Source organism: Nonomuraea sp. NPDC003214 (assembly GCF_053590035.1).
On the sequence record NZ_JBSFSX010000028.1, the window covers coordinates 19,314 to 40,817 of the forward strand.

Below are 21,504 nucleotides of genomic sequence, written 5' to 3' on the forward strand. Positions count from 1 at the left end.
GTCACTCACTGTCGTCCGTCTCCACGTCGATGAGGTGGGCGAGCTGGTCCAGGTGCCGCACCGGCAGCGCCCCCTGGGCAGGCAGGGCCGCGTGGACCTGGAGGGTCACCAGCCCGGCGCCGAGGGCGGAGGCCACCCCGTGGGCGGAGTCCTCCAGCACGAGGCAGTCGGCCGGGTCGAGGGACCACAGCCGGCAGGCGTGCAGGTAGAACCGAGGGTCGGGCTTGGCGCAAGCGACCTCGTCGGAGGTCAGCACCGCTCGGAAACAGCCGGTCAGGGCGCAGGCCGACAACACCCGCCGCACCGACTCACGGCTGCCGCTGGTGACCAGGTAGAGCGTGCGGCCGGTGCGGTTCAGGCGCTCCAGGAGCCGGCGGGCGCCGGGAAGGAGGGACACCATGCCGGCCTCGACGTGTTCGCGGTACAACTCCTGCTTGCGCCGGATCAGACGCTCGGCGTCCGCGGGGGCCGCGCCCAGCGCGGTCACCACCTCGCGTGTGCCGGCCCCCGCGTGGTCGCCGTAGCGGAAGGAGGTAAGCAGCTCCGGTGCAATCTCGGCGAGGGCCTCGCGGAAGGCCGCCTCGTGGACGGGAGAGGAGTCCACCAGCGTGCCGTCCAGGTCGCACAGCCAGACTCGCCGGGTGGAGACCAGCCTCGCCAGGTCGGCGGACAGGGCGTCCGTCCGGACGCGGACCACGCTCATACGGTCCTCACCAGGGCAGTCTCGCCGGCGGTCGTGCCCACGACGTCCGCAAGGGCGGCGAGCGTACGCCGGCCGCAGTGCACGCCTGGGCGCTCGGGATCCTCCAGGTCCGTCACGATCCAGCGCGCCCTTTCCCAGCCGCCGCCGTCCACGGCGCCGCCGAACGTGACCCGATGGCACAGGACGTGGGTCACCGTGCGCCGCTCGTTGTACGGATCGCCGAGATAGGACAGGGTGCGCCGCACCAGCGCGCGCGGGCCCAGCCCCTGGACGTCGTGGTCGTCGTGGATGTTGACCACGAAGACCTTGGCGGCGGCCCGGCTGGCGGAGACGGCGTCCGCGACGCCGGGAGTGAGATACGTGGGCAGGAGCGAGGAGTGCGGTGTCCCGGGACCGTACACGATGAGGTCCGCGTCGCGGATCGCGCGGTCCGCCTCGGGGTTCAGCGTCACCTCGGCCGCCGCGCCGGACAGAACCGGCCGGACGAGTTCGGCGGGAAGCGCCTGGAGCTCGGCGCGGCGCTCCCGGCCGACCGGCTCACGCAGCAGGTACAGGTCGGTGATGGCGGTGTCGCACTGAGGGGCGACGATGTCGGCCTCGTCGGTGAGGATGAGGCCGTCCTGCTTGAGAGCGGTCAGGTAGGCGTTCTCGCCGTTCGTCACGTTGAGCAGACGGGCCGGTGACCGGAAGGTCGCGGCGCACGCGCGGACCGCGGCGTTGAAGTCCTCGCCCAGTCGCAGGTAGGCCCCGGCGAACAGCAGGTTGCCCAGCGCGCAGCCGGTGAGGTCGAGCTCCTCGGGGTCACGGCCGAGCCGGCCCAGGATGAACGACAGGTCCCGCACCGCTGCGGCACGCGTCTGGGCCGGCAGCGCGGCGAACGTCCGCCGGTCCTGATGACCGCCGATGCCGTCGCTCGGGGAACCCTCCGCCGATTCCGGGGCCGCCAGCGCGCGGACGATGGCGGCGAGGTCGTGGTAGGTCGCCCCCGGCGGTAGCCGGTGTTCCAGCAGGGCGATCATGGCAGCCTGCGCCGGAGTGCCGGCGTCCAGGTGAAGCAGGAGGTTCTTACGGAAGTCCGACGGGCCCAGCATGCCGGGGAGGTAGCGCCGGAGCATCCCGGTGGACGAGCCGTTGTCGTACCCGTTGATCACCACCGACAGGGTTGTCCCGGGCATTCGTACGAGTCCACGAGCGATGCTGGACCCGCCGCGGCCGCCGCTGAACAGCACCGCGGCCACTCCTTCGAGGTGTTCCACGGTCATCCCGCCTCCTCCGAGCCAGAGGCAGTGCGTAGGACGCCTCGGCGCAGCAACCAATGGCGGTAGCCGAGATAGGCGACGAACAGGGCGCGGTCGCACGCGCCGCGCCAGAACCGCCAGCCGCGTCGGCCGCTGCCGCGCTCCCGATGCTCGATGGGGACCTCGACCCACTGGTGGCCGATCTCGGCGACCCGCGCGGTGATCTCGGTCGAACAGTTCATCCCGCCCGCCTCCAGCGGCAGCGCCCGGAACAGCGGGCCGTGCATCACCTTGAAGACCGAATTGAAGTCGCGGTAGCGCGTGCCGTGGAGCAGGTTGCTGATCGCGCCGCTGGCCGCCGACCCCCACCGGTACGCCAGGCCGTCGGCCTTCCTGATCCGCGCACCGGAGAACGCCACAGCCTCCCCTGCCTGGACCCTCGGCAGGACGCGGTCGAGGTTCGCGATGGGAAACTGCCCGTCGGAGTCGAGCAGTACGACCCAGTCGAACCGGGTGCGGGCGACGGCGGCGGCGATCGCGGCGCCCGCCCCGCGATTGCGCTCGAACGTGACCACCACCAGCTGAGGGCAGTCGTCCGACAACCCGGCCAGGACGGCGCTCGTGGCGTCGACGCTGCCGTCGTCGCAGACGACGATCTCCCACTCGCCGACCGACGGATGCCGCTCCAGGTACTCCCGCCACTCGGTGACCACGGCCGCGATGGTGTCCGCCTCGTTGTAGGCGGGCGCCGCCACGGAGACATCGATGGTGCGGGCAGCGGTCGAGAGGCCGCGGGGAATGGTCAGCATGGTTCCACCTCCTCTGGCTTCGGGTGAACGGGTGGGCTGGTTCCGACGACGAGGCCGGTCATCGCACCCGGGCGGAGGACGCGATTCCCAGCAGGCGATCGATCCACCGATCCAGCGGGAGCAGCGCGACCCCGACGACGATCGGGACGTGCGCCAGCGCGAACAGGATCGTCGCGCCGAAAGAGATGGGGCCGCCGGTGAACACCGCGATGTGGGGAGCGTCGATACGTTCGGGGATCGGGATGGGGTTCACCAGCTGCCACATGATGTCGAGGAAGCCGGAGAACACGATGAGGACGCCGTTCACCGCGATCTTGAGGCAGTTTCCGGGGCTTCCGCCCCCCAGCCGGTAGGCCGCGGCCACGCTCAGCACGATCCCGGGATAAAGCAGCAGGTAGAGGTGCGTGTAGAAGCTGTCACCCTGCACGCGGGCGGTGTCGCCGTAGTAGAAGTAGCTGATTCTGGGGAGCACGTAGCCGGTGAAGAAGACGAGCGGGACGTACAGCAGCCAGTACAGGCGCCGCGATGCCCACGGGAAGAACGCAATCCCGCAGCACAGACAGGCGAACGCCAGCAGCTTGAGTCCGAGTTGCCACGCCGCCTGGATCTCCCGGCCGTGCGGCGTGGCCAGCCAGACGAACGCGGCTCCGCCCCCGCCTCCGAGCAGGGCGATCCACCAAAGGTGAGGAGCCCAGGCACGCGGTGACCTGAGAACGATGTCGCCGGGCAAGGGATTCTTCTCACTCACTAAATGCGGGGCGTCACTGTCCGCCGTCATCGACCGGCCTCCGGGAAAAATAAAGGAAGACGCACGTGCTGCGCGCAAGGGAGTTCTACGGGCGAAAGACTGTGGCCAACTTCGCCTTACTGTCAACACTCTTGCAATAATTCCCGCAGGTCAGAAAAGGAGATCACGCTGACGAGCTGAAATGAGTTTCCCTTGGTGCCGCATCTTGCAATGGGCGGAAGGGCGATTGAACTTTCGCCGGCGAAAGGTGGCGAAGGGAAGAGGTCGCCAGCAGCGGGGACAGAAGTAAGGGTGGCGCCTGCGATTCCGAAAAGGCGCAGAGTGAATCGCAGGATGTTGTCGCACTTCTTGCCTGCCGAAGCCCCGTTCCATGGAACGAGGTCAGGTCCACGGGCTGGGCGCTCGACGCCCAGCCCGTGGCGATGGGGTCCGGGCTAGCCGGCGAGGCGGACGCCTCGGGCGGTCAGCAGTGCCCCCTGTGCGTCGCGCTCCACGGCCACGACCTGGCCGCGGCGCGCCTGGTCGATCAGATCCTCGTCACGCGGATCCACGCGCAGTGCGGCGTAGGAGGCCAGCTCGGGCCAGGCGGCCCGCTGCTCGTCGGTGAGCGTGCCCGGCACCAGGCGGATGACGCGGTAGTCGCCGGTCAGCTCGCCCTTGTCGTGGCCGATGCCGTCCGGGGCGAACGCCAGCGTGTACTGGCGCGCGGGCCCGGGCCGGACGTTCCACGCGATGGTGGAGCGGTCGATCCAGTGTGCCTCCGCCTTGCCGAGGTCCACGTCCGCGACGCGGGCCGGCGGTTGGGGCAGGATGTGGCCCGGCGAGGCGGCCAGGCGCCACACCTCGTGACCGGTGGCCGTCACATCCAGCGACTGATCGTCGGGAAGGTCCTTCTCGTCGCCCTTGTGCAGGATGTAGCTCACGCTCTTGCCGCCCTCGGTGAGCGGCACCTCGAAAACCGCGCCGAACGCGTCGTACCGGGCCGGTCGCAGCGGTGCCGACCACTCGGTGGGCTGCCGGACGTCACCCCACAGATGCAGCCCCCAGCCCTCGTAGTCGCTGCCGGGCCGCCGGTAGTGCAGGATCATGGTGTTACGCGCCGCGGCCTCCGAGGGATGCACCCGCTCGGAACCCGAGTTCACGTACGCCTCCGCCTGAAGGCCGGGCGTCACCGCCTGGTCGCCACCGGGGTCCTTGGCGTCGCCGCGGTGGATCACGAAGTTCACCGGGATGTCCGCGTCACGCACCGGGACCCGCCAATAGGCCCCGAACGCGTCGGTTCCGTCAGGCACGCGCGGATCGCTCCACTGCGTGGCCGCGCCGTCGGCCAGGCCCTCGCCCCACAGATGCAGGCCCCAGCCGGTGTAGGCCGCGTCCGGCCGGTTGTACCGGATGGTCACGAACCCTTGGGCGGCGGCCCGGGAGACGTGCACGTCCTGTTTGCCCTGGACGAGCCAGATCTCACCGTTTCGTGTCGGATTGACGGTGCGTGGGGCGCCGTCGGCGCCGTTCGCGCCTCGCACGGTCAGGGTGACGTTCGCGGCGTTCTCCCGGAGCTTGATCCAGGCGAAGCGACCGAACGCGTCCTGGCCGGTGAGCGGCGCGGCGCCCGGCTGCGCGACATCGCCTGAAACCTCCAGGTCCCAGCCGTCGTAGTCGCCTCCCGGCCGCGCGTAGTGCACCACCAACCAGTCGCGTCGTGCCGCCCCGGGCTCCGGCGCCTGTGGCTCGGGGCCGACCACGGCGGAGGCCCTGGCCGAGGCCAGCCGTCCTGCGGAGTCCTCGACGACCGCCTTGTAGGCGATGGGTGTCCCCGCCCGCAGCCCCGTCAGGTCGTGGAAGACGCGGAAGGTGCGCCCGTTGGGCGCGGTGTCGGTGCCGAGGACCCGCCAGGGCCCCGAGCCGGCCTTCGCGGCGAAGGTGACGCGGTCGAAGCCGGTGCCGGGAACGGTCGCCTTGATCTCGACGCGGCCGTCGCCGTCGGCACCGCGGATCTCGGCGGCCGGCAGTTCGAGGGCGATGGACGGGCGCGCGGCGGGGGCGTCGAGCGGACGTGCCGCCTTGTAGACGACAGCCGACAGCGGCGGGACGGTGGTGGTGAGGACACGTGCGGCGTCGGTGCGCAGAACGTGGGGACCGGCGCCGTACAGCCTGGTGAAGCTCATGCCCGCCGAGTAGGTGAGGATGGCGGTCTTGGCCGGTTGTTCGGCGTTGTTCACCGCGACGACGTACTCGACGCGCCGTCCGGCGTCGATGCGGGAGAAGGCGTACACGCCGCCCTGCGCCAGGCGCTCGATCTGCGCGCCGTCGGCCAGGGTCGGGTGGGTGTCGCGGAGCCGGGCCAGGGCGGCGATCCCCTTGTAGAGCGGGTGCCCGGTGTCGTAGTTGTCCGTCGCGTGCGTGGAGGTGGTGCCGATCAGGTCGTCCGACAGGTAGGACGCCGCCTTCGAGGCGAACATCGGCTGCCGGGCGTCCCTGTCGCCGCCCTTGCCGGTGAAGCCCTGCTCGTCACCGTAGTAGACGACCGGCTGACCGCGCGTCAGGTACATCAGCTCGTGCGTGAGCAGGTCCCGGCGCAGCAGTTCCTCGTCGCTCGCGCCCGGATTGTCCTGTGTCAGGAAGCGGCCGATACGGCCCATGTCGTGGTTGCCGAGGAACGTGGGCAGACTGGAGGCGTCGGAGTCGGCGTCCGTGTAGGAGTCGTCGGCGGCGTACAGGCGCGACAGGCGGCTCGCGTCGGCGGTGCCGCCGCCGTAGGACCGCGCGGCCTCCTGGAACGGGAAGTCCAACGTGGCGTCCATGCCGCCGCGGGTGGAGTAGCGGCTGGTCTCGGACGGGTCGCTGGAGTACACCTCGCCGAACATGAAGAACCGCTCGTTGCCGAGCCTGGCGGCGTAGCCGTGCAGCGCAGGGGAGAAACGCTCCCAGAACTCCATGTTGACGTGCTTGGCGGTGTCGATGCGGAAACCGTCGATGCCGGTCTCCCGCACCCACGTGCGGTAGATGTCGATCATTCCCTGGACGACCTCGGGCCGCTCGGTCCACAGGTCGTCGAGCCGCGAGAAGTCACCGTGCTGCGAGCTCTCCCCGGCGAAGGTGGAGTCGCCCCTGTTGTGGTACATGGTGACGTCGTTCAGCCACGCGGGCTTCTTGACGACGCCGTCCACGGGCACGGGCGTGTACGGGAACGCCCCTTCGTCCACCTTCGGGAACGGCGTCGAGCCGTCGGCGTGATCGCGGTCGTCGAAGGGTTCGCCCTTCGCGTCGACGTACGGATAGGCGGCCTTGGAGCGGTAGCCGTACTGCTTCTCCTGGTAGTCGATGCCGTCGGCGGTGTGGTTGGTGATGATGTCGAAGAAGACCTTCATCCCGCGCCGATGGGCCTGCTTGACCAGCTTCTTCATGTCGGCGTTGGTGCCGAGATGGGGGTCGATGGAGGTGAAGTCGGTGATCCAGTAGCCGTGGTAGCCGGCCGTCGTCCCCTGCACGGGACGGTTGCGGAACGCCGGTGTGATCCACAGAGCCGTGGTGCCCAGGCCCTTGATGTAGTCGAGCCTGGCCATCAGCCCCGCAAGGTCTCCACCCTGGTAGAAGCCGGTGTCGGTGGGGTCGAAACCGGTGGCGAGCCGGTCGCCGGACAGCCCGCCACGGTCGTTGCCGGGAGCGCCGTTGGCGAAGCGGTCCGTCATGGCGAAGTAGAACCGCTCGCGGCTCAGTGGGAGTTCGCGGCGCTGTCCGGCCAGCTGCCGGTCGCTCGGTTCGCGGTCGCCCATCCTCTGAAGGGCGGGTGGCGCCGTGCCGGCTTGGTGGTGAGTGGCCGCCTGGGCGGAAGGGACGGGAAGGGGCGGCGTGAGCGGGAGCAGCAAGGGGAGCGCGAGCAGAGCGGACGCAAGCCCGAGCCGGGGTAAGCGGTGAGAAGGGGCGTTCAGGGGCACAGAGGCCTCCAGAGGGCGATCAGTGTTTCGCAACTGGTTCCCGGAAACTACTCATGAGATGAGGCTTCTGCAAGAGCTTGCACAACTGTTGCAGGACAGAATCTGGGCGACGGACACCGCTGCAGGGCTCCGTGTCCGGCGGTTCAGCGCCTCCCGGCAGCTCACCGAGTGTCGTTTCCGCTTGCAAGCAGTGAAAAGGCGCGCGTCATGGCGGGAAGAGGAGACGGTAAAATCACCGGCATGACCATGCGCCTCGCCGACATCGCCGCCCAAGCGGGCGTGAGTGAGGCGACTGTGAGCCGGGTGCTCAACGGCAGACCGGGAGTGGCGGCCGACACCAGGCAGGCCGTCCTCACCGCTCTTGACGTGCTGGGCTACGAGCGTCCGCTGAAGCTGCGGCAGAACCAGACCGGGCTGATCGGCCTGATCCTGCCCGAGCTCAACAACCCCATCTTCCCCGCGTTCGCGCAGGTCATCGAGAGCGCCCTGGTGCTGTCGGGCTACACGGCCGTGCTGTGCACGCAGACTCCCGGCGGCGTCACCGAAGACGACTACACCACCCTGCTGCTCGAACGCGGCGTCGCCGGAATCATCTTCGTCAACGGGCTCCACGCCGACTCTCGCTCCGACCGCACCCGCTACGTGCGGCTGGCCGAGCTGGGCCTGCCGATGGTGCTCATCAACGGCTACCGTCCCGACATCCCCGCGCACTTCATCTCCAACGACGACGTCGCCGCGCTCGACATGGGGGTCAACCACCTGGTGTCCCTGGGCCACCGGCGGATCGGTCTCGCGGTCGGGCAGGAGCGTTTCGTGCCGACCATCCGCAAGACGCAGGGGTTCGAGCGGGCCATGGCCGCCTACGCCGACGTCACCGACGTCACCGAGCTCGTCGTCAACACCCTCTACACCGTCGAGGGCGGCCAGTCCGCGGCGCAGCAGTTGCTGGAGCGCGGCTGCACGGCCATCTGCTGCGGCAGCGACATCATGGCCATCGGTGCGATCAGGGGCGCCCGCCAGCTCGGGCTTCGCGTGCCGGAGGACGTCTCGGTCGTCGGCTTCGACGACACGCCGATGACGGCCTACCTCGACCCGCCGCTGACCACCATCAGGCAACCGGTCCGTGACATGGCCCTGGCGGCCGTCGCGAGTCTGCTGGACGAGATCCGCGGTCTACCCGCGCCCCGCGCGGAGCTGCTGCACCGCCCTGAGCTGGTGGTCCGCCGCTCGACGGCGCCGGTCCGCGCCGCCGTTCCCACTCGCTAGACCCCTGCCGGGTCCCCGTGAGGGCCCGGCTTTCGCCATTCCCTCTTCCGGGCGGATGCCGGCGTGGACGTCGTCCCCTAATCGCTCCGTTTGGGTGGGTGCAAGCGGAATGTCCTCGATGTGTGTCCTGTGTCCTGAAGGTGTCTCATTCAACTACGAAGAGTAACGGCCTGACGTCTTGCTGCAAAGATAACGAAAAGATGGTCTGGCATTGAAAGGTCTTTCATTTTTTCTTGCAGCCGCGTAACGTCCTCCTCACTTCCCAGGACCCCGGCGGCGAGGACCGCGAGGTGTGTCCTCTATCTGGCCTGAATCGAGGAGACAGAGATGCGGCAAGCCCTTTCAGCCGTGACGGTGGTCGCGGCGCTCGCGCTCGCGGTCAGCGCGTGCGGCGGTGGCGGCACCACGTCCTCGGCGGCGCCGTCCAGCGCGGCCCCCGCGGACCCGACCCAGATCAGTGGCGAGATCACCTGGTGGGACACCGTCCGTCCCGACAGTGAGGGCCCGACCTTCCAGAAGCTGATCAAGGAGTTCGAGGCCAAGTACCCGAAGATCAAGGTCAAGTACGTCAACGTCCCCTCCGACCAGGCGCAGAACCAGTTCCAGACCGCCGCCCAGGCCGGCACGGGCGCTCCTGACGTGATCCGTTCCGAGGTCGCCTGGACGTCGCAGTTCGCCGAGCTGGGCTACCTGCAACCGCTGGACGGCACCCGGGCGATCGACAACGAGGCCGACTACCTGCCGGGTCCCCTGAGCAGCACCAAGTACAACGGCAAGACGTGGGCGGTGCCGCAGGTCACCGACACGCTCGCGCTGCTGTACAACAAGCGGCTGCTGAAGGAGGCCGGTCACGACGAGGCCCCCAAGACGATGGCGGAGCTCAAGCAGACCGCCCTGGACGTCAAGGCCAAGACCGGCGCCAACGGCCTGGCGCTGAACGTGGACGGCTACTTCCTGCTGCCGTTCATCTACGGCGAGGGCGGCGACCTCCTGGACGTCCAGAACAAGAAGGTCGTGGTTAACTCGCCGCAGAACGTCAAGGCGATGACCGAGCTGCAGGACCTCATCACGTCGGGCGCGGCGGCCAAGCCGGCGCTGCAGGACAGCTACGCCAACGCGATGACCGCGCTCAAGGACGGCAAGACCGCGATGATCTACAACGGCCCGTGGTCGCTGTCGGAGGTCTACCAGGGCAAGGAGTTCAAGGACAAGGAGAACCTCGGCATCGCCCCCGTGCCCGCCGGCTCCGCCCGCGCCGGAGCGCCGACCGGCGGCTGGAACCTGGCCGTCTACGCCGGTTCGAAGAACATCGAGGCGTCGTACGAGTTCCTGCGCTTCATGAGCTCCTCCGCCTCGCTGGCCACCGTCTCCAGCGAGCTGGGCCTGCTGCCGACCCGTTCCTCGAGCTTCGACGACCCGAGGGTCAAGGCCAATCAGGACGTCGCGGTCTTCAAGCCGATCCTGGACACTGCGGTGCCGCGCCCCTGGATCCCGGAGGGCGGCCAGCTCTTCCAGCCTCTGCTCGAAGCCTTCCAGGGGCTCGTCGGCGGAGCCAAGCCTGAGGAGACCCTGAGCAAGACTGAGCAGCAGTTCCAGCAGATCATGAAGGCCTGGAGCTGAGCGTGGCGGTCTCGACCGGACGTGTGAGAAGCACGCCCAGCACCGGCGCCCATCACGGCCGGCGCCGAGGCGGTCGCTCCCAGGGCCCGCTGCGGCGGGCCCTGGGGCGGCACTGGTACGCCTGGGCCATGGTCGCGCCGGTGCTGATCGTCATCGGCGTACTGATCGGCTGGCCACTGCTGCGCGGCGTCTACCTGTCCCTGACCGACGCCACCGAAGCCAACGTCGGCCGCACGATCGGCGTCAACGTCATCCCGGCCAGCTACGAGTTCGTCGGACTGGGCAACTACCTCGACATCCTGACCAGCAGCCTGTTCTGGGACAAGCTCACCTGGACGGTGATCTGGACGGTGTCCTGCGTCGGCCTGCACTACGGCCTCGGCCTGGGCCTGGCCATGCTGCTGCACCGCCGGATGCGCTTCCGCTCGGTCTACCGCATGCTGCTGATCCTGCCGTGGGCGATCCCCGGCTTCGTGGCCGCCTTCATCTGGCGCTACCTGTTCAACAGCGAGTTCGGCGTCATCAACGCGATGCTGAAGGCCGCCGGCCTCGGCACGGTCGGCTGGCTCGACGATCCGACCACCGCCAAGCTGGCCGTCATCGCGGTCAACGTGTGGGTCGGGGTGCCGTTCATGATGGTCGCCCTGCTGGGCGGCCTGCAGGCGATCCCGTCCGATCTCTACGAAGCCGCGGCGGTCGACGGCGCGACCCCCTGGCAGCGCTTCCGGCACATCACGCTGCCGATGCTGCGGCCGGTGTCGGCGACGGTCGTCCTGCTCGGCACGATCTGGACGTTCAACATGTTCCCCGTGATCTTCCTCATCACCCGGGGCGGCCCCGGCAGTGACACGGAGATCCTCGTCACCTACGCCTTCAGGGAGGCGTTCACGGGGGTCCGCAACTACTCCGGCTCGGCCGCGTGGGGCGTGATCATCCTGGCTCTGCTCATCGTGCTGGCCAGTGTCTACCGGCGCGCGCTGCGCAGGCAAGGGGAGGTCTGGTGAGTACCGTGAACACCCGCCCGGTCGCCGGTCGTGGTGACAGGCGCGGCCCTCTCGCCTCCGTGCTGCTGCACGCCACCTTGATCGCGGCCAGCGTCGTCTCGCTGTTCCCGGTCGTCTGGCTGGTGCTGACGTCGCTGAAGCCGCGCGACGGCTGGCTGTCGGCCGAGCTGGAGCTGTTCAACCAGCCGTCGCTGACGAACTACTCCCGGGTGTTCAGCGAGACCGAGTTCCCCGTCTGGCTGCTCAACTCGGTGGTGGCCGCGGGCCTGACCACCGTGCTCGGCGTCTTCCTCGCCTCGACCACCGGGTACGCGCTCAGCCGGTTCTCCTTCCCGGGCCGGCGCGGGATCATGTGGCTGCTGCTGATCACCCAGATGTTCCCCGTCGCCATCCTCATCGTCCCGCTGTACAACCTGATGGCGGCGCTCGGGCTGCTCAACCAGATCCCAGGGCTGATCGTCGCGTACATGACGATCGCGGTGCCGTTCTGCGCCTGGATGATGAAGAGCTACTTCGACTCCATCCCGCGGGAGATCGATCAGGCCGGGCTGATCGACGGCCTGACGCCGTTCGGCACGTTCTGGCGCGTCATCTTGCCGCTGGCCCGGCCGAGCCTCGCCGTCACCGCGTTCTACTGCTTCATGACCGCGTGGGGCGAGGTGGCGTACGCGACGGTCTTCATGTCGCAGGAGGACAAGCGCACCCTCGGCGTCGGCCTGCAGCAGTTCGTCGGCCAGCACTGGTCCGACTGGGGCTTGCTGACCGCCTCCGCCGTGCTCATCGCGGTCCCCGCAGCGGCGGTCTTCCTGGTCGTCCAGCGCCATCTCGTGGCCGGCCTGACCAGCGGCGCCACCAAGTCATGAGGCGGGCCGCGAACCTTCCCTCCAGCCATCCGACCGATCGGGGAGACACATGACCGAACTGGCCGAGGACGCCGCGCGGACGGCCGCCGCCACCCGCTGGTGGCGGGACGCGGTGATCTACCAGGTGTACGTGCGCAGCTTCGCCGACAGCGACGGTGACGGGGTCGGCGACCTGCCGGGCGTGCGCAGCCGGCTGCCCTACCTGGCGGACCTGGGCGTGGACGCCCTCTGGCTGACCCCGTTCTACCCCTCGCCCATGGCCGACTTCGGCTACGACGTCGCCGACTACCGGGACGTCGACCCGCTGTTCGGCACGCTCGCCGACGCCCGCGAGCTGATCGCCGACGCGCACGCGCACGGCCTGCGCGTCATCGTCGACGTGGTGCCGAACCACACCTCCGACCGGCATCCATGGTTCGCTCGGGCCCTCGGGGGCGGCCCCGACCGCGATCGCTACATCTTCAGGGACGGCCGAGGGGTGAGCGGCGAGCTGCCGCCGAACGACTGGGAGTCCGTCTTCGGCGGCCCCGCCTGGACCCGGGTGGAAGACGGCCAGTGGTACCTCCACCTGTTCGCCCCCGAGCAGCCGGACCTGAACTGGGAGCACCCGGAGGTGCACGCCGAGTTCGAGGACGTGCTCCGCTTCTGGCTCGACCTCGGCGTGGACGGCTTCCGCGTCGACGTCGCCCACGGCATGGTCAAGGCGCCCGGGCTGCCGGACGTCGGGCGCACCGGACAAGTCGAGATGATCGGCACCGCCGTCGTGCCGTTCTTCGACCAGGACGGCGTGCACGACATCCACCGCGCCTGGCGGCGTATCCTCGACTCCTACCCGGGAGAGCGGATCGGCGTGGCCGAGGCATGGGCGCCCACCGCCGAGCGGCTGGCCGGCTACATCCGCCCGGACGAGCTGCACCAGGCGTTCAACTTCCACTTCCTGAAAACCCCCTGGGACGCCGCGCGGCTGCGCGCGGTCATCGACGAATCGCTGCACACCGCCGCGCTCGTCGGCGCGCCCTCGACCTGGGTGCTGTCCAACCACGACGTCAAACGGCACGTCACCCGCTACGGCGGCGGCGAACGGGGGCTGCGCCGGGCCCGCGCCGCGGCCCTGCTCGCGCTGGCGCTGCCCGGCTCCGCCTACGTCTACCAGGGAGAGGAGTTGGGCCTGCCCGAGGTACTCGACCTGCCGGAGGAGTGCCTGCGCGACCCCCAGCGGCTGCGCGACCCCGACAGCGGTCGGGACGGTTGCCGCGTGCCCGTTCCCTGGACGCGAGAGTCCGGTTGGAACGACCCGTGGCTGCCCATACCCGAGGAGTGGGCAGGGCTGAGCGTCGAGGCCCAGCTGGACGACCCCGACTCGACCCTGGAGCTGTACCGGACGGCGCTGCGGCTGCGTCGTGACTGCGCTGAGCTCGGTGACGGCGTCCTCACCTGGCTCGACGCGCCGTTCGGGACGCTCGCCTTCACCCGCGGCGACGGATTCACCTGCGTCGTCAACCTCAACGACCACGAGGTGGAGCCACGCGTCGAGGGCGAGTTGCTGCTGGCCAGCGCCCCGCTGATCGACGGCGCGCTCCCGCCCGACTCGGCCGCCTGGTGGAGGCGGCCCTCGTGGTAGCCGCGGCCGGGAACGGGACGCCCCGGCTCATCGACATCGCCGCGCTCGCGGGGGTGAGCGAGGCGACGGTCAGCCGGGTGCTGAATGGCCGGCCGGGAGTGTCGGACCTGACCCGGCGGTCCGTGTTGACCGCGCTCGACCTCGCGGGGTACGAGCGGCCGGCACGGATCAAGCAGCGCAGCCGCGGGCTCGTGGGCCTGGTGACGCCCGAGCTGGACAACCCGATCTTCCCGGCCTTCGGGCAGGCGATCGAGAAGGCGCTCACCCAGCACGGTTACACGCCGGTGCTGTGCACGCAGCTGCCCGGCGGCGCCCCCGAGGACGAGTTCACCGAGTTGCTCCTCGAATGCGGCGTCAACGGAATGATCTTCGTGTCGGGGCTGCACGCGGACACGACCGCGCGTGCCGACCGCTACACCAAGCTGGTGGCGCAGAGCGTGCCGATCGTCCTGCTGAACGGGTACGCCGCCGACGTCGAGGCGACGTTCCTGTCCACCGACGACCGGTTGGCGGCCCGGCTCGCCGTCCAGCACCTGCACGACCTTGGGCACGAGCGGATTGGCCTGGCGGTCGGCCAGGCCAGGTTCGTGCCCGTGGTCAGGAAGGTCGAGGGCTATCGGCAGGCCATGGTGACGCTCGGACTCGGCGGGGCCGACGAGTCGCTGATCGCCCATTCGCTCTTCTCCGTCGAGGGCGGGCAGGCGGCCGCCTCCCAGCTCTTGGACCGCGGCTGCACGGGACTCGTCTGCGCGAGCGATCTCATGGCGATCGGTGCGATCAGGGCGTGCAGGGAGCGCGGGCTCGACGTGCCGCGCGACGTGTCGGTGGTCGGCTACGACGACTCCACGCTCATCGCCTACACCGATCCGCCGCTGACGACGATGCGCCAGCCGGTGCAGGTCATGGCGACCGCGGCGGTCGACGCGCTCCTGGAACTGATCGCCGGGGGACCGTACCGGCACCAGGAACTGATGTTCCGGCCGGAGCTCATCGTCCGCGCCTCGACCGGCTCAGGGCCCAACATCATCCGTTGACCGAAGGAAGAAGGGAGGCGGCGGTGTGAATGCCGAGCAGACCATCCCGGGGCTGTTACAGGCCCGCGCCGAGGCCGAGCCGGGCAGCGCGGCCGTCGTCGTGGACGGCCGGCGCGAGCTGACCTTCGGTGGATGGGCGTCACGCTCCAACGCCGTGGCGCGCGGCCTGCTGGATCTGGGGCTGCGGCCCGGCGACCGGGTGGGGCTGCGCTTCGGGGGAACCGGGTGGATCGACTACGCCGTGGCCTACTGCGGGGTGCAGAAGGCGGGCGGGGTCGCCGTCCCCCTGGCCGCGGCGCAACCCCCGCGCGTCACGGACGACATCCTCGACCGGTGCGGCGCCGTCGGCGTTGTGCAGGAGGACACCGGCTGTGCGGCCGGGCCGGGCCGATGGGCGGCCACGATCGAGGAGGTCGAGTCCGCCGACGACGCGCCGCCCGGCGTCGAGGTGCGTCCCTCCCAGCTCGCGCAGATCGTCTACACGTCGGGGACGACCGGCGATCCCAAGGGCGTGGCCGCCAGCCACGCCAACCTCACGTACGGGCGCCACCCGGCGCCGCGCCGCCGCGCGTACGCGCACTCCCGGCATTTCCTGCACGCCTTCCCCATCGGCACGAACGCGGCCCAGATGATGCTGATGGACGCCCTCACCGCGCACCCGGCGGCGCTGGCGCTGCCGCGTTTCGACGCCGGGGAGTTCTGCCGGCTCGTCGAGGCGTACCGGGTGGGGACCGTGTTCCTGGTGCCGTCCATGGCGATCGAGCTGCTCGGCTCGGCTGCCAGGCGACGCCACGACCTGTCCAGCGTCGTGCTCGTCGGCTCCTCGGCCGCCGCCCTGCCGCCCGCTCTGGCGCAAGACCTGGCGGCAGCCTTCCCCGGCGCCGTCCTCGTCAACACCTACACCTCCACCGAGGCGGTGCCGGCCGGGACCACGATGGTCCTGGACCCTGAGCGGCCGGGGTCGCTCGGCAGGGCGAGCGACCCGGGCGACCTTCTGATCCGCGACCCTGGCGGGCGTGTCCTGCCGCCGGGCGAGGTGGGCGAGGTCTGGCTGCGCTGCCCGGCGCCACCGCGCTCGTACTTCGCAGACCCCGGCGGCAGCGCCGCCGTGTTCAGCGACGGCTGGGTGCGCATGGGGGACGTCGGCCACTTGGACGACGCCGGATACCTCTATCTCGCCGACCGCGCGGGTGACGTCATCAAGTCGGGCGCGCTCAAGGTCTCGACGCTGCGCGTCGAGGCCGCTCTGTACGAGCACCCGCTCGTGGCGGAGGCGGCGGCCGTCGGGATTCCCCATCCCGTGATGGGCGAGGTTCCGTCGGCGGCCGTGCGGCTTCGGGGGCCCGCACGGCTGGAGGAGCTGCGCGACTTCCTCACCACGCGCCTGGCCAGGCACGAGCTGCCGACCAGAATCGCGGTGGTGGACGACTTCGCGCGCAACGAGGCGGGCAAGGTGCTCAAACCGGCCGTGCGCGCCCTGTTCGCCGGCGCTTCCACGCGGGTGCCGTTGACGGCGGCGCAACTCGCCGCCCTGGCCGGCGACCCGTCGCCGCACGAATCGGCGCTGCGCGTGCACGATCCCCTCGACCTGGCCGCGCTCCGCCGCGCGCTGGCCGACCTCGCCGCCCGGCACGACGCCCTCCGCATGACGTTCCCCGGCGGGGACGCCGTCGCCGAGATCACCGACGGCCTGACGCCTGGCCTGGAACGGGTGGAGGGAGGGACGGCGGCCCTCGCCGAAGCGCTGCGAGCCGCCTTCGACGCAGGGCACGGGCCGCTGCTGCGCGCCGTGCTCGCCGAGACGCCGGACGGCGGGCGCCTGCTCGGGCTCGCCGCGCATCCCCTGGTGTGCGACGCCTGGTCACTCGGCCTGCTCGTCCAGGAGCTCGGCATCCTGTACGGCGCCGCGTACCACGGCAGGCCGGCCGGCCTCCCGCCGATGGAGACGACGTACGCGGGCTTCGTCACCGCCGCCCATGCCCGGTCAGGCGCTCCGTCGCCCGTCACCCAGCCGGACCGGGTGTCTGGTACCGGCCCCGCGGAGCGGGTTCCCGTGGTGATCCTCGCCGGGACGGCTGGAAGGCTGCGGCGCGCCGCCCGAGCCAGGGGCACTGCCCCGAGCAGCCTCGCGCTGGCGGCGTGGGCGTCCGCGCTCGTCGAAATGCATGGTTCCGCCCGTGTGCTCGTCCGCTCGCCGGGCCGTACCGCTCCGAGCGCTGCCGGACTGGTCGGTCCCTTGAGCGTGGACATCCCCGTTCTTCCGGAGCAGGTGATCGAGGTGGCCGACGCGGATGCGGAGGCCCACCGGTTCCGGCCCGTGCCCGCGCACGCCGGCCGGTTCGCCTTCGATGGGCTGCGGCCCGAGCCTGACCTGCCCGGGCTGCGGACCGAGCCGCTGCCGCTCCCTCCGCCCACGCCTCCGCACGGGCCACCCCGGCTCACCTTGACCGCGCAGCCCGACGGGAACGTGTCCGGCCACTGCGAAGGGCGTTCGGCGGCGCGGGCGGCCGAGTCCTTCACCCACCACCTGGGCCTGCTCCTGCCGTGAGTACCCCCTGAAACATCGCACCTCGTGATCGGAAGTGAACCTCCGCGATGGCCATTCCCACGATGACCGATCATCCGCGCATCCGGGCCTCCCTCGCCCAGCAGGGCATCTGGTTCAACGAGCGCCTCGGCGGCCTCGGAACCGTCTACTCCATGCCGTTCTCGGTCCGGTTCACCGGGCCGCTCGACGTGGCGGCGCTCGACGCCGCCTGCACGGCGCTGGTCCGCAGGCACCCCGTGCTCGCCGCCACCGTGGCCGAGGACAGAGGCGAACCGTACCTCGTCGAGGCGGCACGGCCGCCCCGGCTCACGGTCGTGGAGGTCGCCGGGCGCGAGCCGGACGAACTGGTCCGCGCCGAGCTCCTGCGCCCGTTCGACCTGCGCACCGGCCCGCTGTTACGGCTGACGCTCCTCGTCGAAGGGCCGGAACGGGCCCTGTTCCTCGTCGTGGCCCACCACCTGGCCTTCGACGGGGAATCCACCTCGGTCTTTCTCGACGACCTGGCTGAGCTCTACCGCGCCGAGGTCACCGGCCGGGCAGCGGACCTGCCTGACGTCCCGTACGACGGCCTGGCGGAGAGGGAGAACAGCCGCGTCACGGCCACACTGGCGCAGGCACGCGACTTCTGGGCGACGCGCCACCGGGAGCGGGGCGAGGTGGTGCTGCCCGGCTTCACCGGGGAAGCGGCGACGGCGGCGACCGGCGAGTCCGTGGAGTTCACGCTGACCGGCGAGCTGTCGTCAGCGCTCGACCGCCTGGGCCGGGACACCGGCGCGAGCCGGTTCGAGATCCTGCTCGCCACGCTGCACGTCCTGCTTCACCGGTACGGCAACGCGGAGCCGACCGTCGCCGTCGACCTCGGCACCCGTACCGCCGACACCCGCCACCACATCGGCGCCTTCGTCAACGAGTTGCCCGTGACCGCCCGGCTCGACGGCTCGTGGAGCTTCCGCAGATTCCTCCAGGACCAGCGGTTCGCCCACGGACTGCGCTCCGACCTGCCGGGCCTGTTCCGCGTCCGTGAGGTGCCGCTGTCGCGCGCCGTGCGCGACGTGCGGCCCGGGGTGGCGCTCGCTCCCGTGTCGCTCGGCTACCGCAGGCGGCGGGCCGCGCCCGCCTTCCAAGGGGTGCGCGCCGACGTCACGTGGGCGCTGTTCAACCACACCGTGCGCGGCGCCCTGCGCGTACACGTCGTGGACGGGCCCGACAAATGCGGCGTCATCCTCCAGTACGACCCCGCCACCATGCGCCGCGAGAGCACGCAGCGGGTCGCCGCGCACTGGCTGCGCCTGCTCGCCGAGGTGACCGCCGCCCCCGACACGCGGCTGTCGGAGGTGGAGCTGCTCGGCGCTGACGAGACCGAGCTGCTGCTCGGCTCCTGGATCGACACGTCCGTCGCCTATCCGTCGGCCACGCTGCCCGAGCTGGTCGTCCGGCAGGCGCGGCACGCCCCCGAGGCGGTGGCGGTCCGCCCCGGGCCCGGCGCGACGACGTACGCGGACCTGGCCGCCGAGGTGGAGGGCCTGGCCGTACGGCTGCGCACGGCCGGAGTGGGACCGGGCAGGCTCGTGGCCGTCCTCGCCGAGCGGTCGCCGCGTACCCTGGCCGTCCTGCTCGCCGTGCTCAGGGCAGGGGGCGCGTACCTGCCGCTCGATCCCGAGCACCCGGCGGACCGGCTCGCCTTCATCCTGGACGACTCCGGAGCTCAGGTCGTCGTGGTCTCCGAAGCCCTGCGCGAGCGGCTGCCCTGCGAGAGCGCCACGACGGTCCTCCTCTCCGACAGCCTGGAGCCCGCCGCGGGGGACGCGGGGCCGTGGCCGGAGCCCGGCAGCCTCGCCTACGTCATGTACACCTCGGGCTCCACCGGCCGCCCCAAGGGCGTCGAGGTTCCGCACCGGGCGCTGACAAACCTGCTGTGGGCGATGCGTGACCGTCTCGGCTCAAGGAGCGGCGACGTCTGGCTCGCCGCCACGTCCCTGGCCTTCGACATCTCCGCCCTGGAGCTGTACCTGCCGCTGATCACCGGAGGAGGCGTCGTCCTGGCGCCCGACGCCCTGACGCGGGACGGGCGCGCGCTCGCCGCACTGGCCGACACGTACGGCGTCACCCACGTCCAGGCCACGCCCTCCGGGTGGAGGATGCTGCTCGACGGCGGGTTCGACCGCCCGGCGGTGACCGCGCTCGCGGGCGGCGAACGGCTGACCGCCCCACTGGCCGCCGAACTGCTGGCCAGGACCGGCCGGCTGATCAACGTGTACGGGCCGACGGAGACCACGATCTGGTCCACCAGCGCCGAGGTGACTCAGGCGGGAGCGGGCGTGCCCATCGGGACGCCCCTGGCCAACACGCGGGTGTACGTCCTGGACGACCGGCTCCGGCTGCGGTCGGTCGGCGTGCCCGGCGAGCTGTGCGTCGCCGGTGACGGCGTCGCGGACGGCTACCGCGGCAGGCCGGAGCTGACCGCAGAACGGTTCGTCGCCGACCCCTTCGGCAAGGGCCTCATGTACCGCACCGGGGACCTCGCGCGTTGGCGCGAGGACGGCGTGCTGGAATTCCTCGGACGCCTCGACGACCAGGTCAAGCTGCGCGGCCACCGTATCGAGCCAGGAGAGATCGAGGCCAGGCTGGCCGAGCACCCGTCGATCGCGCACGTGGCGGTGGCGGTGCGCGGCGACAGGCTCGTCGCCTACGCCGTGCCTGCCGCCGGCGCGCCCGGCCTTCCCGCCGGGCTGCGGGAGCACTGCGCGAGGACGCTCCCGCCGTACATGGTGCCGGCCGAGTTCGTGGAGCTGGACGCGCTGCCGCTCACCCCCAACGGCAAGGTGGACCGCGGCGCGCTCCCCGAGCCACCGGCCAGGGACGCGCCGCCGCCCGAGACGGGCGCGCCCGTCGCCGCGCTCACCGGCGCCGCCGCCGTGGTGCACGACATCTGGTGCGACGTGCTCGGCGTGGACCGGGTCGGCCCGCATGACGACCTGTTCGACCTGGGCGGCCACTCGCTGACGATCACGCAGATCGCCGCACGGGTACGCTCCCGGCTCGGTGCCGACCTGCCGCTGCACCTCTACTACGACGACCCCACGATCGCGGGCATCGCCGCCGCCGTCGAGCGGTCGCGCGGGGAGGGCTGAGCGGTGGCGTTGACCGCGGCGCACGTCGCCTGGACGGGTCCCCACCGGGCGGGGCTGCGCAGACACCGCGACAGGGCGCTGGAGAACGGCCCCTACGCGATGCCCGTCGAGGAGATCCTCACCTGCGTGCACGGGATCCGGGCGTGGCGGGCCTTCCACGGCGGCGTCGAGCTGGTGACCGACACACTGGGCGCCAAGTACGCCGCCGAACAGGGGCTGGACGTGCTCTACGACCGCATCGACACCGCCCTCGACGCCCTGGACGAGATCGACGTCGACCCGCTGTTCTACTTTGCCGCCGGCAAGAGTCTTCTGGCGACGCTCCGCCGAGCCCCGTTCGCCGTCATCGACACCGATCTCTACCTGCGCAGCCCCATCGAAGGGCTGGACCGAAGCGGCTTCGTCTTCGCCCACTGGGAGTCGACCGGCAATGCCGTCTACCCGCCGGTCGCCGAGGTGCCCAACCAGAGCGGCGCCGACCTGTCGCGCTGGGTCTTCGACACCCCCGCCGCGAACATGGCGATCTCGGTGTACCTGGACGACGAGCACCGGGCCGCGTACGCGACCGCGTCGATGGAATTCATGACGGGCAACGCCGCGCCGTCGGCGGTCGACCCACTCGTCCGGCAGACGTTCGCCGAACAGCGCCTCGCCCCGGCGGTGGCGCGGGCGCTCGGCATCGACCTGCGCCCGGTGACCGGCAGGTTCTGGATCGTCGAGGCGGAACGGTGGGACGGCCCCCCGCACGCCGGGCTCTTCCACCACACCTGGCACCACAAGCGGATCCTGCGCGACCACCCCGAACTGCGGCCCGCCTACTGGCGCTACCTGCTGGAAGACCTGCTGTGGACGTTCCCCGACACCTATGACCTGCTGATGTCCGCGCCTGGGCTGGGGGAGTGCGCGGAGCTGATCCGCCGGACCCGGCGCGACCTGGAGGCCGACGGCCCCAGCCTGCTCGACTGGAGGAAGCGATGACCGCAC

Annotated in this window: 14 protein-coding genes; 9 read left to right on the forward strand and 5 right to left on the reverse strand. The window is 70.9% G+C overall.

Features of this window, described 5'->3' with window-relative positions:
* Window position 1 precedes the first annotated feature (1 nt).
* The 5 genes from ACWDXC_RS43235 to ACWDXC_RS43255 all read right to left on the reverse strand — a co-directional run bounded on the left by ACWDXC_RS43235 (window position 2) and on the right by ACWDXC_RS43255 (window position 7,271).
* Complete coding sequence (locus ACWDXC_RS43235; protein ID WP_449992628.1) at window positions 2–703, reverse strand: HAD family hydrolase; 702 nt, start codon at window positions 701–703, stop codon at window positions 2–4.
* Window positions 700–1,965, reverse strand: a complete 1,266-nt coding sequence (locus ACWDXC_RS43240; protein WP_449992630.1) for a 2-phospho-L-lactate transferase CofD family protein — start codon at window positions 1,963–1,965, stop codon at window positions 700–702. Before ACWDXC_RS43240 ends, ACWDXC_RS43235 begins: the two co-directional genes overlap by 4 nt.
* On the reverse strand, window positions 1,962–2,750 hold the full coding sequence (locus ACWDXC_RS43245; RefSeq protein WP_219501765.1) for a glycosyltransferase family 2 protein: 789 nt from the start codon (window positions 2,748–2,750) through the stop codon (window positions 1,962–1,964). The genes ACWDXC_RS43240 and ACWDXC_RS43245 overlap by 4 nt, the downstream gene beginning before the upstream one ends.
* A 58-nt stretch (window positions 2,751–2,808) precedes the next feature.
* Window positions 2,809–3,480, reverse strand: coding sequence for a hypothetical protein (locus tag ACWDXC_RS43250; protein WP_219501763.1), 672 nt, complete (start codon window positions 3,478–3,480; stop codon window positions 2,809–2,811).
* Between the two features lie 452 nt (window positions 3,481–3,932).
* On the reverse strand, window positions 3,933–7,271 hold the full coding sequence (locus ACWDXC_RS43255) for an alpha-amylase family glycosyl hydrolase (RefSeq protein ID WP_449992634.1): 3,339 nt from the start codon (window positions 7,269–7,271) through the stop codon (window positions 3,933–3,935).
* Window positions 7,272–7,673: 402 nt separating this feature from the next.
* On the opposite strand from ACWDXC_RS43255, the gene ACWDXC_RS43260 reads away from it, so the two are divergent.
* The 9 genes from ACWDXC_RS43260 to ACWDXC_RS43300 all read left to right on the forward strand — a co-directional run bounded on the left by ACWDXC_RS43260 (window position 7,674) and on the right by ACWDXC_RS43300 (window position 21,498).
* Window positions 7,674–8,699, forward strand: a complete 1,026-nt coding sequence (locus tag ACWDXC_RS43260; RefSeq protein WP_219501751.1) for a LacI family DNA-binding transcriptional regulator — start codon at window positions 7,674–7,676, stop codon at window positions 8,697–8,699.
* A 327-nt stretch (window positions 8,700–9,026) separates the two neighbouring features.
* Window positions 9,027–10,319 carry an extracellular solute-binding protein gene (locus ACWDXC_RS43265; RefSeq protein WP_219501749.1) on the forward strand — a complete coding sequence of 431 codons (1,293 nt, stop codon included), beginning with the start codon at window positions 9,027–9,029 and terminating at the stop codon, window positions 10,317–10,319.
* A gap of 23 nt (window positions 10,320–10,342) precedes the next feature.
* Window positions 10,343–11,323 (forward strand): carbohydrate ABC transporter permease, encoded by a 981-nt coding sequence (locus tag ACWDXC_RS43270; protein WP_308125647.1) that lies wholly within the window; start codon window positions 10,343–10,345, stop codon window positions 11,321–11,323.
* Window positions 11,320–12,186, forward strand: coding sequence for a sugar ABC transporter permease (locus ACWDXC_RS43275; RefSeq protein ID WP_219501744.1), 867 nt, complete (start codon window positions 11,320–11,322; stop codon window positions 12,184–12,186). Before ACWDXC_RS43270 ends, ACWDXC_RS43275 begins: the two co-directional genes overlap by 4 nt.
* Before the next feature lie 49 nt (window positions 12,187–12,235).
* Window positions 12,236–13,807 carry a glycoside hydrolase family 13 protein gene (locus tag ACWDXC_RS43280; protein ID WP_449992639.1) on the forward strand — a complete coding sequence of 524 codons (1,572 nt, stop codon included), beginning with the start codon at window positions 12,236–12,238 and terminating at the stop codon, window positions 13,805–13,807.
* On the forward strand, window positions 13,801–14,841 hold the full coding sequence (locus tag ACWDXC_RS43285) for a LacI family DNA-binding transcriptional regulator (RefSeq protein WP_449992642.1): 1,041 nt from the start codon (window positions 13,801–13,803) through the stop codon (window positions 14,839–14,841). Before ACWDXC_RS43280 ends, ACWDXC_RS43285 begins: the two co-directional genes overlap by 7 nt.
* 25 nt (window positions 14,842–14,866) lie before the next feature.
* Window positions 14,867–17,389 carry an AMP-binding protein gene (locus ACWDXC_RS43290; protein ID WP_449992645.1) on the forward strand — a complete coding sequence of 841 codons (2,523 nt, stop codon included), beginning with the start codon at window positions 14,867–14,869 and terminating at the stop codon, window positions 17,387–17,389.
* A gap of 62 nt (window positions 17,390–17,451) precedes the next feature.
* The gene (locus tag ACWDXC_RS43295) at window positions 17,452–20,520 is read left to right on the forward strand and encodes a non-ribosomal peptide synthetase (protein ID WP_449992648.1); all 3,069 of its coding nucleotides are present in this window, start codon (window positions 17,452–17,454) and stop codon (window positions 20,518–20,520) included.
* A gap of 3 nt (window positions 20,521–20,523) precedes the next feature.
* Window positions 20,524–21,498 (forward strand): hypothetical protein, encoded by a 975-nt coding sequence (locus ACWDXC_RS43300; protein WP_219501734.1) that lies wholly within the window; start codon window positions 20,524–20,526, stop codon window positions 21,496–21,498.
* Window positions 21,499–21,504: the final 6 nt, after the last annotated feature.